Source organism: Arsukibacterium sp. (genome assembly GCF_036735525.1).
Classification (GTDB): Bacteria; Pseudomonadota; Gammaproteobacteria; order Enterobacterales; family Alteromonadaceae; genus Alishewanella.
The window spans coordinates 1-14,727 of the sequence record NZ_DAINOE010000059.1 but is presented as its reverse complement, the minus strand read 5'-3'; the positions used below and the strand labels follow the sequence as shown (position 1 = coordinate 14,727).

The following is a 14,727-nucleotide window of genomic DNA, read 5'->3' as shown; positions in this document are numbered from 1 at the left end:
TTCAGCGGCTTCAGCACCCATATTCAGCCCTTCAGCATAAACAAAATGCAACTGAGTTAAACCAATGAAATTAAAGAAGGTGGTTAAAAACGGCGTTTGGCTATCAGCAGCCGTGCCCTGGTAAATGCCGCCGCGGGTAGCCAGTATCACTACCGGCTTATCCTGAAGTAGGCCTACAGGTCCCTGTTCAGTATATTTAAAAGTACGACCTGCTCGCGCTAATCTGTCCAGCAGCGATTTTAACTGTGAAGGTATAGCAAAGTTGTACATGGGCACACCCAGCACTATGACATCGGCGGCTTCAACTTTGGCAATTAAATCATCAGACATTGCGGCAAGCTGCTGCTGTTCAGCTGTGCGCTCGGCTTCTGCTGTCATCCAGGCGCCCAGCTCTGCCATGTCCAGATGTGGTAAAGCATGTGTATTCAAATCAATGGTGGTAATTTGCTCCGGCGTTAACGCCAGCTGAGTTAAAAATTGCTGTGCTAATTGCGCAGACTGGCCTTGCTCGCCGCTGATTGAACTATTAATAACAAGTACGTTTTTCATTTGATGGCTCCTGTTTAGCTATGAAATCATATTACATTCACTTTTTAGTATTAAAATAGCATTTTAACGAATGTATCTTTCGATTTATTGATTTAAATTTAGCTAAACTACCTGGCTTTGCCTTGCGTATTGTTAGCTAAGATTGTGAGATCAGGATATTGTCAGATCAGAATGTAGTGCTTTTGCACGCACTCTTTGATCAGATAGCGTATCAAGTTAACTATTATCAGCCGGGAAAGAACAATTATGTTGGAATCCACCGCGCTTACAGGGCATCATGAGTTAACTGCACAACTCACGGGACAGCCGGAACGCATGACCACGACAGACGTTATTTTACGCAATGGTGAATGGGAGGAAGCTTTAACCCAGGTTGCTTTATATGAAGATAAAGCGGCCTATTCGCAATTGTTCAGTTATTTCGCGCCAAGGCTCAAAGCCTTTGGTATGAAGATGTTTGGTAATGAGCAACAGGCCATGGAAATGGTGCAGGACGCCATGCTGAATGTCTGGAAAAAAGCCCGGCTGTTTGATGCCAGTCGCGGTTGTGCCTCCACCTGGATTTTTACCATTGCCCGCAATGTGCGTTTTGACATGTTACGCAAAAAACAAAGCCGTAAAGATGATATCAGTGCAGATGATTTATGGTTTGACGGTGATTACCCGGAGCAGGAAAGTAACAGTAGTGAGCATTGGGATACCATGCTGATGAGTGAAAAACTGGCTCCACATTTCGACGCCCTGCCACCGGCACAACGCCTGGTGATGCAGAAAGTTTATTTAGAAGAAAAATCTCACCAGGAAGTATCTGACGAATTGTCCATTCCACTTGGTACAGTAAAATCGCGGATCAGGCTGGCGTTAGATCGTTTGAGAGAGGCACTTGATGACACACGCAGTTAAATATCATCCCGGCATGAACTTGCTGGAACAATATGTTGAGGGCACCTTAAGCGCCGAGGTGGCGTTGGCTGTGTCAGCTCATATTGATTTATGTCCGCATTGTCAGTTGCAATGTAAAGACATTAAAAATGATCAGGGTAGTCAGTTGGCAGAGTTAGCGCCTTCAGAACTGGCGACTTCCGATATGCAGCAAATGTTACAGAGCATTTTGCAACAACCGCAAGATGCCGACAATATAAAGGCGCCGCTTGCTGAAACAACGACGGTTACCGTCAATGGTCGTAGTTTTCAGATCCCACGAGCATTGAGTCGCCTGGCCAGTGAACATGGCAAATGGCTGCAACTGGGCGGTATTGCTACCGCAAAGCTGCCTGCCGGTGACAAACGCCATGTGTCGTTGCTGTATATCGATAAAGGCACAGAAGTCCCTAATCACACCCATCTGGGGTTAGAGATGACACTGGTACTGGCCGGGAAAATTGTCGATGAAACCGGCGAGTATGGTGCTGGCGATTTACTGATAAATTCACCGGATGATACCCATACTCCGCGCACGCTAGCTGATGAAGATTGTTTATGTTTATCGGTATTAAGTGCGCCACTTAAGTTTAATAAGGGGCTTACCCGCTTACTCAATCCGCTGCAGCAGTTTTTTTATTAAAAGCAGGGAGTTTAACGCCAGCTTAGCTGGCGTTTTTTTTCGCCTAAAAAGCCTATGCTTTCTCAGCCAAGCTTAAGATAGCAAGGCCACCCCCCCCTGCAGGTTATATACCGATTCAAAACCCAGACGGCGCAGCACTCTGGCCGCCAGCATACTGCGGTTACCTGAACGACACACCAACAGCAGTGGCTGTGCTGGTTGCAGTCGCTGTTGCAACAAGGCATCTATCAAGGCTGATAAGGGCACACTAAGAATAGGGCAACAGGTGGCTAAGTAGCTGGCCAGGGCACCGGCACTTTGCTCATAAGGCTCGCGCACATCCACCACTTGCAACCCGGGTTGTTGTGTTAATAAATCGGCCAGCCCGGTGCTACTGATAAGTCCGGTGGCATCGGTTGGTGTGACATCCACTAAACCACACAAATGGCTACTGGCCTGCTGTAATTGTTGCGCCTGCGCCTCTAAGCTGGCTTGCCAGCACGGTAGTGGCTCACCGGCAAGCATGGCACAAAATAACGGGCTTTCCTGCCTGGCTAGCATTAACGTGGTGGCAAAACGCTGGGCATAATCGTGGCTGGATAACAGCAGGGTGTGCTCACTCAGCTTATCGGCTAACTTACGAATGCTGCTTTGCAGCGCTAAGGCATTGCCCCCGGCTAAATCAGTACGGCCTATGCCGCCTGGTAACAGCACATCCCCGACAAAGGCCGCTTTGAGCTGTCCTTGCTGCTGCAGCAAAATCGTCTGAGCTGCGGCAGTATGGCCAGGTGTGGCCAGCCGGCTTAATTGGTAATCTGCTAGCGGCAATAGCTCGCTGTGCCGCGGCCAACCCAGTTCATCGATATCTATATGCACCAGGCGTTCAGCCAGTAAGGTTCTGAGCATGGCACTGGCCGACTGATCTTCATAAGATGGATGGGTATCAATAATGGCCAACAGTTGCAGGTTTTGCCCCTGCACTATATTGGCTATGCGCTCAGCCAGTGCCAGTACCGGATCAATAATCAGCGCCTGGCGCTTTTGCGCACTAATCAGCAGATAACTGCAGCGCGCTTCGTGTTTTAATTGCAACAGACCATCGGCATGGGGTTCTACTACGGCGCTGACATCAGTAAGTACCAGACAATGTTCAGTCACTACATTGGCTAAAGCACGAATAGCCTGACAGGCCGCTTCGCATTCGGCTGCTGAAAACGCCGGCCCAAAAGATAAGCGTATTGCCCCTTCAGAGCGCCAGCTTTCCAGGCCCATCGCATCCAGCACAAAGCTACCCAGCACCTTTGAGCTACAGGCTGAGCCTGAGCTGACCCTGATCCCAGCGGCATCAAACAAATCCAGAATTTCTTTACTTAAAAAGCCCGGTACGGAAAAGTTTATCGTGGTCGGCACTATATAAGGCGCGTCAGAGTTTAATACCAGCGCCGGGAATACCTGACGCAAGGCCGCAAGCAAGGCCTCGCGGTATTGCCACAACACAGCGGGCGGCTGAAACACGCCGGCAGCAGCGTCTAATTGCAATTCAAAAATGCGCCGCATTGCGGCAATAGCTGGCAGGTTTTCGGTGCCGGAACGCAGGCCGCTTTCCTGACCGCCACCGGCGATAAAGGGCTGATAAGGCGCACCCGCTCTGACATATAAAAAGCCAACCCCTTTGGGGCCATATAACTTGTGGCCACTAAAGGGCGCGTAATCTATAGTGCTGGCGGCCAGATTGAGCGCAAACTTACCCAATGCCTGAACGCAATCGACCAGCCAGTAGGCGTCGGGTTTTATTTTGCGGATCAGTTGCTCGAGCGCAGCTACATCTTGCATCACGCCGGTTTCGTTATTGACTGCCATAGTGCACACCAAGGCGGCTTTGGGTAATAACTGCGCCAGGCTATCCAGACAAATCAGGCCATGGCGGTCAACCGGTATCGCCTGCATCCTAGCATTAACCTGCAGCACTTTATTCCAGTGTTTCAGGCTCTCAGGCACGGCTTTGTGCTCAGTGGCTCCGTACAGTAATAACGTCTCCGGCAAGGCCAAACCGCGCTCGCGAATAGCCAGCAAGGCACTGACCACACTGGTTTGAATACCTTCAGTGGCACCTGAGGTAAAAACGATATTACCGGTGTCGGCACCTATCAGCTGGCGCGCCAGATGGCGGGTCAGCTCCAGCTCAGCTTTGGCTTTAAGCCCGGTACTATGGCTGCTGCTGGGGTTACCAAAATGCTGCTGCATCAAACGCTGTACTTCAGCCGCGGCCTGCGGCAGTACCGGCGTGGTAGCATTATGATCCAGATAGATTTCAGCTCTGACTAAGGGCTGCTCGTGCGGCTGATGATTCATTAAGGTTCCCTGCGGTCGCTTTGCACCCACTGGCGCAAGCTTATAACTTAATGTGATATGTTATAACTAAATGTGCAATGCGACAACAGCACTACCGCTAAAGCTTAGCCGAAAAAAAAGCTGCCAAGAGGCAGCTTTATCTTATTCAATTAAATCTTTTGGGATATCCGGCCGTAATTCCTGCCAGACCTTGCCACTTTCAATACCATACTTACGCACCGCCATCACCACTTCATCGTGCTTGCCGGCTTCGGCATATTGCTTTAACTGCGCATAATATTTACGCGCCAGCTCGCGCGCAGCCGGGTGAGAAAAATAAAAACGGGCAATTTTGTTATATAACCCACGAAAGCCGTTTAGGATCAGCACATAAATCTTGTTAGAAGAATGCTTGGCCAGTTCATGGTTTAAATGGTAGTCAAACTCGGCAAAGGCTTCAGCGGTATCGTCCAGTACTTCAGCACCGGTAAAAGCGGCGATCACTTCTTGCTGATGGGTTTTAATGGCGCCACGAATATAAATAGCACTGATATTAGTGCGGGCTGACAGTAAATCATCTACCAGCTTTGGCATTTGATCTTCATCTAAGCGTGCCAGCGTTTCCAGAATATTCAGGCCTGAGGTTTCCCAGTAATTATTGACTTTGGTCGGCTTACCATGCTGGATGGTTAACCAGCCGTCCCGCGCCAGCCGCTGCAATACTTCGCGCAAGGTGGTCCGGGTAACACCGATTAACTCAGAAAGTTCACGCTCCGCCGGCAAAATAGAGCCTGGGGCAAATTTGCCATTCCAAATAGAGTCAACAATATATTCTTCTGCAAAACCGGCAGGGCTTTGCGCTTTTATCAGGTTGGTCATGCGGCGTGATCCGTCGTTTACTGTCAAAAAAGTCTGCACTGATTGTACCAGAGCGCGAGCAGTTAACAAGTCGCCGCCCCAAAATAGCTGCATCGTCACCTGTCTGATTGTACTTAACGGTTAAATCCCTTAGATTAGCGCCATAAATTGATTACTGTTAAGAGAGCTTTGCATGTTGTACTGGCTTAAATCACTATCGGCAAAACGCAGTGCCTGGCTGGCGCTGGTGCTCACTGTGCTCATCGTTGAAGCAATAGCGTTGTATTTTCAATATGGCATGAACCTGCAACCTTGCATTAAATGCATTTATATCCGGGTGGCTTTTGCCGGCATCTTAGTGGCGGGTTTAATTGGGGTACTGGCGGCCCCGCTGCTTAGCATACGTTTGTTGGCCTTAGCCGGCTGGCTGGCAGCAGCAGGCTTTGGCATCTATCAGGCAGTAGAATTGGTTGAAATAGAGCAAATACTGGCTAGTGGTGGTTTTAGTACCTGCGCCCTCTTTGCAAACTTTCCCAGCTGGTTGCCGTTGGACAAATGGTTGCCCGCGGTTTTTGAAGTTACCGGCAGCTGCGGCATGGTAGATTGGCAATTTGCCGGCCTGAGTATGGCTTACTGGAGTATGCTGCTGTTAATCGCCTATTTTGCAGTTGCCTTTGTGCTGACACTGGCGCAATTAGCCCCACTTAACCGTCGCCACCAGCGCCGCTAATAAAAACGCCCGCATGATGCGGGCGTTTTTTAAATTAAACCGCTATTAAATAATAGCGAGTAATTCCACATCAAATACTAAAGTGCTGAATGGGGCAATCGCATTGCCGGCGCCACGCTCACCATAAGCCAGATTGTGTGGTACGTATAAACGTAACTTAGACCCAACGGCCATTAACTGCAGTGCTTCAGTCCAACCGGCAATTACGCCAGATACCGGAAATTCTGCTGGCTCACCACGCTGATAAGAACTGTCAAACACAGTACCGTCAATCAAGGTGCCGTGATAATGAGTACGTACCGTTGATGCTGTAGTGGGTTTTTCACCTTCGGCAGCAACCAATACTTCGTATTGCAAGCCAGATGCGGTTACCGTCACTTCAGCACGCTTAGCGTTTTCTGTTAAAAATAGCTCACCGGCTTCTGCCAGCGCAGCAGATTTTTCCTGCTCTGCCGCTTGCATCCGCTCGCTGATAACACCAAAGGCGGCACGAATTTGGTCTTCAGTCACTTCAGGCGTTTGTTCATTGTAAGCAGCAGCTAAACCGGCAGCTACGGCAGTAATATCTAAGCCATCAAAAGAGTTATCGGCTAATTGCTGGCCCATCTGTAAACCGATACCATAGCTGGCGTGTTGTTCTAGCGTTGCATATTTATCAGACATAAATTCCACTTATTGCTGGGCTGCCTTGGGCAAGAGGTTGCCAGGCAGCAGTTAAATTCGGCCAATATAGTATCGCATTAGCCGTGCTGTGTCTTGTTACTCAGGCGGCAATCAATTGCAGTTGCTGCCAAAGTTGTTGTACATGTTGCTGATCGTCACTGGCTAACTCACCCGCGGCTATCGCTTTTGCCAGGCTGTCATCCACCCACTGACATAATAGCGCCTTATCAAAGGGCGCAGCAGCGATTTCCAGACTACCGACCGCTAAATCAAAATGGCCACGCAAATAGCCGGCGGCAAACAACTGATCATCGGTCGCTTTGGGGGTCAGCTGGTCAAAAAAATCGGCCACGGCGTCAATATAATGCTCAGGTTTAGCTTGCAGTGTCATATTAATCCTCATCCTCATAACCTAAACGGTAAATCACATAGTCGTTATAACCGGTCAGTACATGCAATAAACCATGCAAAGCTTTATCTAGCGCCTGATCGCCGGTATCCGCCAGCAGGGGGCGGCCATTGAGTTGTTGCAGTTTGCTTTTCGTGGCTAACAACATAATGTTGTCGCGGCCAATGGCTTTGATGACCGCCGGTGATAACTGCTGATTGCCCCGACCAAAAATATGGCCCTGACCACCAATCAAGGTAATAATCAGCTTACTGGGGTAATCACTGACTAACGCCAGTAACTGCGCTGCGGTTACATCACTGGCCAGCAACTGGCCGTTTTCAATAACATCCACCCCCAATAAGGTGTTGTTAAGGCCAAGCTCGGCCATCACCGCAGCCACAGTGCTGCCCGAGCCCATCACATAGCGCACATTGTCTTGCATAATGCTGCTGACATAGGCTGCTAAATCATCCAGCACCAGCTCATCAGATTCTTTACCGCCGGCTTTCACGCTTTGTACATACCTCAGCTCGGCCGGTATACGCATTTCACCATAGCGACGGGCTTTTACCACGCCATCCCGAAACGCCACTTCGTCAATATCCATTACTGCTGCATCCTGCAGCGTGACTAACTCGCCTTTTATCAAGCGCTGTACCAGTTTGCCGGCCGCCTGTGGCGATATGGCATAGACACCCGAGTGAATTTTACAGCCGGCAGGAATGCCAAGCACTGTCGTGCTATCGTTAATCACGGCACAGAGGTTGCGCGCGGTGCCATCGCCACCAGCAAACAGCAATAAATCAACCCCCGCTGCGGCAATAGCCATTGCTGCCTGCTCAGTATCTGCTGCCGTAGTATGGCTAGCTGCCGGGCTGTAACAGAGCTTATACTTGAGCCCCAGCTGCTGGCACACGGCTTCGCCCATATCACCAGCTACCGTTAGCACCTCAAATTGCTCAGTTAATTCAAGTAGTTGGTTTAATGCCACCAGGGCGCGCTGCTGCGCCATCGGCTCAGCGCCCAGCGCAATGGCTGCTTGCGCCATATTATCACTGCCTTTCAACGCCACACTGCCGCCGAGGCCAGCAACAGGGTTAATAATAAGCCCTAAGCGAAATTGATTAATCATCACAAGACTACTCTATATTGGCCCACAGCCTTTTTTAAGCCACTGCATTTAAGCCATAAGGCTCATGGCTGTATTTAAGATGACGCGCATTGTAACGATTTAGCCAGCTATTGCCCAGCATCGCCATCGAAAAGAGATGCCGCTATGCCTTGCTGCACTGGTCTGACTGGTTTAGAGTGCCATCAGGCTTAACAGAAAATATCAGGCAATAGCATGTCCACACTTAATCAGCAATTTCAGCAGTTACAACAAGCTTTTGCGCTTTGTCCATACCCTGACTACCAACAACGTCAACGGCAACTCAAGGCATTGCGCCAAGCCATACAGCAGTTTAGCCATGAACTTTGTCAGGCGGTCAGTAGTGACTTTGGCTATCGTAGTAGCGATGAAACCCGCTTACTGGAATTGATGCCCTGCTATGCAGGCATTGATTACCATCTCAAGCAATTAAAAAGCTGGTTAAAACCGGAAAAACGCCATGTGCATTACAGCTTTATGCCTGCGAGCAACAAGGTTATTGCCCAACCGTTAGGTGTAGTTGGCATAATAGTGCCATGGAATTACCCCATTTATTTAGCCATGGGCCCGTTAATGGCGGCTATCGCTGCTGGCAATAAAGCCATGCTGAAATTATCAGAATATACCCCCGCCACCAATAAGATACTGACAGCGCTGTGCCAACAGGCATTGGCGGCGGATGTGGTAGTGATAGAGGGTGATGCTGACATTGCTGCTGAGTTTTCAACATTGCCGTTTGATCATTTACTCTTTACAGGCTCAACCGCCGTTGGTCGCAAAGTAATGCAGGCCGCCGCAGCCAATTTAACCCCGGTGACGCTGGAGCTTGGCGGTAAAAGCCCGGTATTAATTGCCCCGGATGCAGATATTAAACAGCTGGCGACACGTATTTTATTTGGTAAAACCGCCAATGCCGGCCAAACCTGTGTTGCCCCCGATTATGTATTAGTACCGGCAGCCAAACTGGAGTTACTGATCACAGAGTTATGTCAGGGTTTTAATGCCTTTTACCCGGATTTTGCGACTAACCCCGATTACAGTGCAGTGATAAACCCGGCGCAATACCAACGCTTAATGGCCATGCTGCAGCAAGCGCAACAAAGTGGTGCCAGAGTCGTCAATTGTGATAATACGGCTGGCGGCAAGCCGGCACAAAGCAATGATGAGCGGCGATTAGCGCTGCAGTTAATCGTGGGTGCCGACGAAAGCAGCACCTTACTTGAGCAGGAAATTTTTGGCCCACTGTTACCCATTATCCCCTACCACAGCTTGGATCAAGCGTTGCAGTATATTCAGCAGCGACCAAGACCGCTGGCGCTCTATGTAATGAGTAATGATAACGCCACCGTGCAACAGGTACTTAAACAAACGCATGCTGGTGGTGTTTGTATCAATGACACCCTAGTGCATGTGGCACAGGACGACCTGCCCTTTGGCGGCATAGGGCCATCAGGACTGGGTAACTATCATGGTAAAGAAGGGTTTCTTCGCTTCTCGCATCAAAAAGCCATCCACCAAAAAGGCCGTTTTAGCAGCGGCCAGTTTATTTACCCACCCTTTAAGCGCAAGCTATTTCAAGCCTTACTGGGATGGTTAAGCCGCTAAGTCAAAACCGCTTAGCTGATACTGGCTATTTTTTTCGGTAACGCCAACACCAGTAGCGTGGCCAACAAGGCAAAGCCTGCGGCCAGCACAAAGGTATTGGCCGCACCGGCGCCATTTTGCCAGCTTAGGCCTGATAAATAAGCACCAATAGCACCGCCACCACCGAAAATAATGCCGGCATAAATGGCCTGGCCGCGGCCACGTTGTGATGTCGGAAAGATTTGCTGAATAAACTGCATTGCGCAGCTGTGGGCGATGGCAAAACTGCCGGCGTGCAATAGCATACTCAGCGCCAGCCACCAGCCTGAGTGCCCCAAAAAGGCCACCATTAACCAGCGCACGGCAGTAAGGCCATAACAAATACTCAGCAACAAGCGATAACTGCGATTACGCATAATGCGGCCAGCGTAATAGAAGGCGACAATTTCAGCGGCAATAGCCACACCAATCAGTAAACCGGTTTGACTACCGCTATAGCCTAGATCCCGGCTGTACAGCGTAAAAAAGCCATAAAATGGCGCAAAGCTGATTTGTAGCAGTAGAGCAGCACCCAAAAAAATCCACAGGATTTTATGCGATGCCAGCTGGCGGTACGACAAGCTAGCGCTGCCTGAGTCTTGCAGCGGCGCTATGGCTGGCAGGTTAAACAGGCAAAACACCAGCAACAACAAAAACGCCAGCGCGGCCGCGGGCATAAACTCGCTGCCATATTGCTGATACAGCCAGCCTCCCAGCATCACCAGCACAATATAACCGACACTACCAGCAGAACGAACCCGGCTGTATTGCTCGGTATTGTTATTCAGGAATAAAAACGTTGAAACTTCTAATTGCGGCAAAATGGCGGTCCAGAAAAAACTGAACAGTGCCAGTGCCAGCAGCAACCACCAAAAACCCGCATCAACAAAACTGCCCAGCCAGCCAATACAAGCCAGCATAGCGCCTAATTGCATCACTCTTAATGGTTTATTACTGCGATCGGCTAAGCCAGCCCAAATAGCTGGCCCAATGATACGGGTGGCGGTGACCATGGCCAGCAACAACCCGATTTGCCGTGAATCAAAGCCGCGGCCATCCAAAAATAGCCCCAGGTAAGGCACAAAAATGCCCAGCACGCCAAAATAAGTAAAATAGGCCAGCACTAAGGCTGGCCTGGCTGCTAACAATGTCATAAGGTCCTGAACAATAGTAAGGTGTTAGCGTCCGGCCCTGGCAATATCCGGCGTACTGACACTTACCCCGGCATTTTGTGCGCGGTGACGTAACAAATGATCCATTAATACTATGGCCAGCATGGCTTCGGCAATAGGTACCGCTCTGATACCCACACAAGGGTCGTGCCGGCCTTTGGTAACAATATCCACCACTTCGCCGTGCACATTAATGCTTTTACCGGGAATACTGATACTGGACGTTGGCTTTAACGCAATACTCACCTTGATATCCTGGCCAGAAGAAATGCCTCCCAGAGTGCCACCGGCATGATTAGCACTGAAACCCTGTGGCGTTAATTCATCGCGATCGGTTGAGCCCCGCTGCTCCACAACGGCAAAGCCATCGCCAATTTCAACCGCTTTGACGGCATTAATGCTCATCATGGCGTGGGCAATATCCGCATCTAAGCGGTCAAAAACCGGCTCGCCCAGACCTACCGGTACCTGAGTGGCAACCACATTAACCCGGGCGCCCACTGAGTCACCGTCTTTTTTCAGCTGACGCATATATTCATCCAGCGCCGCAATTTTATCTGGATCAGGGCAAAAAAACGGGTTGTTCTCAATTTCATCCCAGCACAGTTTTTCCGCTTTTACCGGGCCCAGTTGCGCCAGATAACCACGAATTTCAATACCACAATGTGTTTTTAAATACTTTTTGGCAATGGCCCCTGCCGCAACCCGCACCGCAGTTTCCCGCGCCGAAGAGCGGCCGCCACCACGGTAATCACGAATACCAAACTTATGCCAGTAGGTGTAATCGGCATGGCCGGGGCGGAACAAATCTTTGATGTTGGAATAATCCTGCGAGCGCTGATCGGTGTTTTCAATCAATAAACCTATACTGGCCCCGGTGGTGGTGTCTTCAAATACCCCGGACAAAATTTTAACCTGATCTTCTTCGCGCCGCGCTGTAGTGTAGCGGGACGTACCCGGCTTACGACGGTCTAAATCAAGTTGTAAATCATCAGCCGTTAACTGCATGCCCGGTGGGCAACCATCTACTATACCGCCAATGGCCGGGCCATGGCTTTCGCCAAAGGTGGTGACTTTAAACAATTGACCAATGCTGTTGCCGGCCATCTAGCTCTCCTCAAACAAGTGTTGGTAAGTGATAAGCTGAGCTTTGCTCAGTGCAAACACACCAAGGCCACCGGCAGTAAATTCTAGCCAGTTGAATTGGACGTCTGGATATCTATCCTGCAATTCAACCATACTATTGCCCACTTCACAAATTAAATAACCATGCTCGGTCAGATGCGCAGCAGCTTGCGCCAGGATACGCCTGGTTAATTCCAGACCGTCCTGACCCGATGCCAGGCCTAACTCAGGCTCATGCCGGTATTCTTCCGGCAAATCGGCCATATCCTCAGCATCAACATAAGGTGGGTTAGTGACAATAAGATCATATTGCTGGCCCGCTATGGCCTCAAAGCCATCCGATAAAATCGGGTACACCCTGTCCAGTAAGCCGTGCTCGTTAATATTAATATCAGCCACTGCTAGCGCATCCGGGCTAATGTCTAACGCATCGACTTGCGCATCCGGGAAAGCATAAGCACAGGCAATGGCAATACAGCCCGAACCGGTACATAAATCCAGAATACGCTGTGGCGTAGCGGGCAAATTAAAGCGGGCAAATTTTTCATTAATCAACTCGGCTATCGGTGAGCGTGGCACCAGCACCCGCTCATCAACATAAAACGGCAGCTGACAAAAATAGGCCTGATGCGTCAGATAAGCCGCCGGGATCCTCAGCTCAATCCGTTGCATCAGTAAATTAATAAAAGCCCGTTTTTCCGTTTTGGTGAGCCTTAACTGCAATAATTTATCATCAGTTAATGGCGGTAAAAACAAGCAATGGGCTAGCAACAGTGCAGCTTCATCCCAGGGGTTATCGGTACCATGACCTAGGTAAACTCCAGCTTCATTAAAGCGGCTAACGGCAAAACGCAGCCAATCGTGCACAGTAACCAGGGCCTCTAAGGCATCGTTGACACTGTCGTCTGAAAACATCGGGGGTAAATTGGCCATTTCAGTATTCGCTCTTTGTAAAAAATGGGCAAATTGTATAGACTTGCGCGATGCAGCGAAAGAAGCTTTCACAACCAGCCCAGTTATCTACCGAAGACAGCGAACTTTTTCGCCAGTCGGTGACTGGCGCACGCCCGCTAATGCAAGACAAGATAGCCCCTGTCAGTAAGGCCAGCAACCCTAAAGCCCGTCTCAAGCCAAATTTAGTGCAAAATGAGCCAGACTTATTCTTTTTTTCTGATGGCTATGAAGGCTTTGTCAGTGCAACGGCGACCTTATCCTACGTGCAGCCTGGGGATGATCCGCATTTAGCAGGCCGCCTGAAACGGGCTGAGTACCAACCTCAGGTAGTACTGGACCTACATGGTTTAACACAAATGCAGGCTAAAACCGAATTGGCCGGCTTACTGGCTTATTGTCAGCAACAGCAATTTAATTGCGCTTGTGTGGTACATGGTAAAGGGCTGGGTATTTTGGCGCGCAAGGTACCAAACTGGCTCATTCAGCACCCTAATGTACGGGCGTTTCATACCGCCCCTAAAAGCTGGGGCAAGCATGGCGCCTTACTGTTGTTACTCAAAGTAAATCAAAGTGCAGAGCAGTTAGCACTGGCCGATCGCCAACCGCAGCGATAATGTAAAAAGCTAATTATGCTGCGATAAAGCCAGTTCTTGTGGCGACAGTTTTTCCAGCAAGCGACCACCTTTTTCCAACTGATAATCAATACATACCAGGCCAGCTGTCGGAAATACCGGCGCCTGCCCCGCCTGGGTAAAAGTTTCAACTAAAAAACTCACCATCGGCATATGCGATACGATTAAAATACGGCAATCAGGTTGCTCAGCAAAACGCGCATCGACCAGATTTTGTACCTTGCTGATCTCACCATCAGGCACCAGCGCAGCATCAATCTGTAACTGACAACTCCCAGGCTGCTTTAGCAACATCAACTCAGCAGTTTGCCTGGTTCGTAAATAGGGACTAACTAAGCAATAGTCAAAGCCTGCATAACACTGCTTCAACCACTGTGCCATCTGAGTTACTTCCGCTTTGCCACGGTTGGTCAAAGCGCGTTGGCTGTCTTGCATTGCCTGCGCCTGGGCTTCACCATGGCGCATAATAATCAAATTAACCATTAATCTGCTACCATACTACTGTCTACTACCAAACATCGCGGTCAGTCCTGTCAGCTCAGCAGCTCAAAATAAGCATACGTCAGGCAAAAATAGTGCGCTATGATAAATAAACTACAGTGTAAGCGTAACTGCTTTTAACGCATAAAAGCGCCTACTGTTATTACTTATAGCTATGAAAAGCCGGTGTGATCTGAAGTTGCTAGCACATACTAAGGAGCGACATTGCAAAATATCGAAATTAAGCAAAGTGTTAACGACCCTCATCAGTACCAGTGGCTGACATTGACGAATGGCCTTGCCGTGCTATTGGTACATGAACCACAGCTGGAAAAAAGTGCTGCTGCCCTGACCATTAACGTTGGTCACTTTGATGATCCCGCTGAGCATCAGGGCATGGCACATTTTTTAGAGCATATGTTATTTCTGGGATCAGCGGCTTACCCCAAGGCTGGCGAGTACCAGCAATTTATTACTCAGCACGGCGGTAGTCATAACGCCTGGACCGGCACTGAGCATAGCCATT

The 14,727-nt window shown here is 49.5% G+C and carries 16 protein-coding genes; 6 read left to right on the top strand and 10 right to left on the bottom strand.

Annotated elements, in window-relative coordinates; genetic code table 11:
- Window positions 1-549: FMN-dependent NADH-azoreductase (locus V7D78_RS11925; protein WP_333608680.1), on the bottom strand; the 549-nt coding region annotated here is incomplete at its 3' end.
- A 246-nt stretch (window positions 550-795) separates the two neighbouring features.
- Here V7D78_RS11925 and V7D78_RS11920 point away from each other — a divergent pair.
- Complete coding sequence (locus V7D78_RS11920) at window positions 796-1,452, top strand: sigma-70 family RNA polymerase sigma factor (protein WP_333608679.1); 657 nt, start codon at window positions 796-798, stop codon at window positions 1,450-1,452.
- Window positions 1,436-2,113, top strand: coding sequence for a ChrR family anti-sigma-E factor (locus tag V7D78_RS11915; RefSeq protein ID WP_333608678.1), 678 nt, complete (start codon window positions 1,436-1,438; stop codon window positions 2,111-2,113). Before V7D78_RS11920 ends, V7D78_RS11915 begins: the two co-directional genes overlap by 17 nt.
- A gap of 72 nt (window positions 2,114-2,185) precedes the next feature.
- Here the strand turns inward: V7D78_RS11915 and V7D78_RS11910 are convergent, their stop codons facing one another.
- Together V7D78_RS11910 and fadR are read right to left on the bottom strand one after the other, a co-directional pair.
- Complete coding sequence (locus tag V7D78_RS11910) at window positions 2,186-4,444, bottom strand: aminotransferase class V-fold PLP-dependent enzyme (RefSeq protein WP_333608677.1); 2,259 nt, start codon at window positions 4,442-4,444, stop codon at window positions 2,186-2,188.
- Window positions 4,445-4,585: 141 nt separating this feature from the next.
- Window positions 4,586-5,302, bottom strand: coding sequence for a fatty acid metabolism transcriptional regulator FadR (fadR, locus tag V7D78_RS11905; protein ID WP_333608676.1), 717 nt, complete (start codon window positions 5,300-5,302; stop codon window positions 4,586-4,588).
- 172 nt (window positions 5,303-5,474) lie between these two features.
- Here fadR and dsbB point away from each other — a divergent pair, with 172 nt between their 5' ends.
- Entirely contained in the window at window positions 5,475-6,011 is a 537-nt protein-coding gene (gene dsbB, locus V7D78_RS11900) for a disulfide bond formation protein DsbB (RefSeq protein WP_333608675.1), read from the top strand.
- A 45-nt stretch (window positions 6,012-6,056) separates the two neighbouring features.
- On the opposite strand, the gene V7D78_RS11895 is transcribed toward dsbB, so the two are convergent.
- The 3 genes from V7D78_RS11895 to V7D78_RS11885 all read right to left on the bottom strand — a co-directional run bounded on the left by V7D78_RS11895 (window position 6,057) and on the right by V7D78_RS11885 (window position 8,197).
- On the bottom strand, window positions 6,057-6,674 hold the full coding sequence (locus V7D78_RS11895) for an FKBP-type peptidyl-prolyl cis-trans isomerase (RefSeq protein ID WP_333608674.1): 618 nt from the start codon (window positions 6,672-6,674) through the stop codon (window positions 6,057-6,059).
- 100 nt (window positions 6,675-6,774) lie between these two features.
- On the bottom strand, window positions 6,775-7,065 hold the full coding sequence (locus V7D78_RS11890; RefSeq protein ID WP_333608673.1) for a YfcL family protein: 291 nt from the start codon (window positions 7,063-7,065) through the stop codon (window positions 6,775-6,777).
- 1 nt (window position 7,066) lies between these two features.
- Window positions 7,067-8,197, bottom strand: coding sequence for an ATP-NAD kinase family protein (locus V7D78_RS11885; protein WP_333608685.1), 1,131 nt, complete (start codon window positions 8,195-8,197; stop codon window positions 7,067-7,069).
- Between the two features lie 213 nt (window positions 8,198-8,410).
- Between V7D78_RS11885 and V7D78_RS11880 the strand changes: the two genes are divergently transcribed.
- Window positions 8,411-9,820, top strand: coding sequence for a coniferyl aldehyde dehydrogenase (locus V7D78_RS11880; protein WP_333608672.1), 1,410 nt, complete (start codon window positions 8,411-8,413; stop codon window positions 9,818-9,820).
- Window positions 9,821-9,831: 11 nt separating this feature from the next.
- Here the strand turns inward: V7D78_RS11880 and V7D78_RS11875 are convergent, their stop codons facing one another.
- From V7D78_RS11875 to prmB, 3 genes are read right to left on the bottom strand one after another with little or no spacing between them, the layout of a single operon-like run.
- Entirely contained in the window at window positions 9,832-10,992 is a 1,161-nt protein-coding gene (locus V7D78_RS11875; protein WP_333608671.1) for an MFS transporter, read from the bottom strand.
- 24 nt (window positions 10,993-11,016) lie between these two features.
- A complete protein-coding gene (aroC, locus tag V7D78_RS11870; protein ID WP_333608670.1) occupies window positions 11,017-12,117 on the bottom strand; it encodes a chorismate synthase in 1,101 nt (366 codons plus the stop codon).
- Window positions 12,118-13,068: a 50S ribosomal protein L3 N(5)-glutamine methyltransferase gene (gene prmB, locus V7D78_RS11865; protein WP_333608669.1), complete on the bottom strand. Its 951-nt coding sequence runs from the start codon at window positions 13,066-13,068 to the stop codon at window positions 12,118-12,120.
- Window positions 13,069-13,118: 50 nt separating this feature from the next.
- Between prmB and smrB the strand changes: the two genes are divergently transcribed.
- The gene (gene smrB, locus V7D78_RS11860; protein ID WP_333608668.1) at window positions 13,119-13,703 is read left to right on the top strand and encodes an endonuclease SmrB; all 585 of its coding nucleotides are present in this window, start codon (window positions 13,119-13,121) and stop codon (window positions 13,701-13,703) included.
- Window positions 13,704-13,712: 9 nt separating this feature from the next.
- Here smrB and sixA read toward each other — a convergent pair whose 3' ends face one another.
- Window positions 13,713-14,204 (bottom strand): phosphohistidine phosphatase SixA, encoded by a 492-nt coding sequence (sixA, locus tag V7D78_RS11855; RefSeq protein WP_333608667.1) that lies wholly within the window; start codon window positions 14,202-14,204, stop codon window positions 13,713-13,715.
- A 222-nt stretch (window positions 14,205-14,426) separates the two neighbouring features.
- Between sixA and V7D78_RS11850 the strand changes: the two genes are divergently transcribed.
- Window positions 14,427-14,727 (top strand): insulinase family protein (locus V7D78_RS11850; RefSeq protein ID WP_333608666.1); only part of this gene is annotated, 301 nt, incomplete at its 3' end.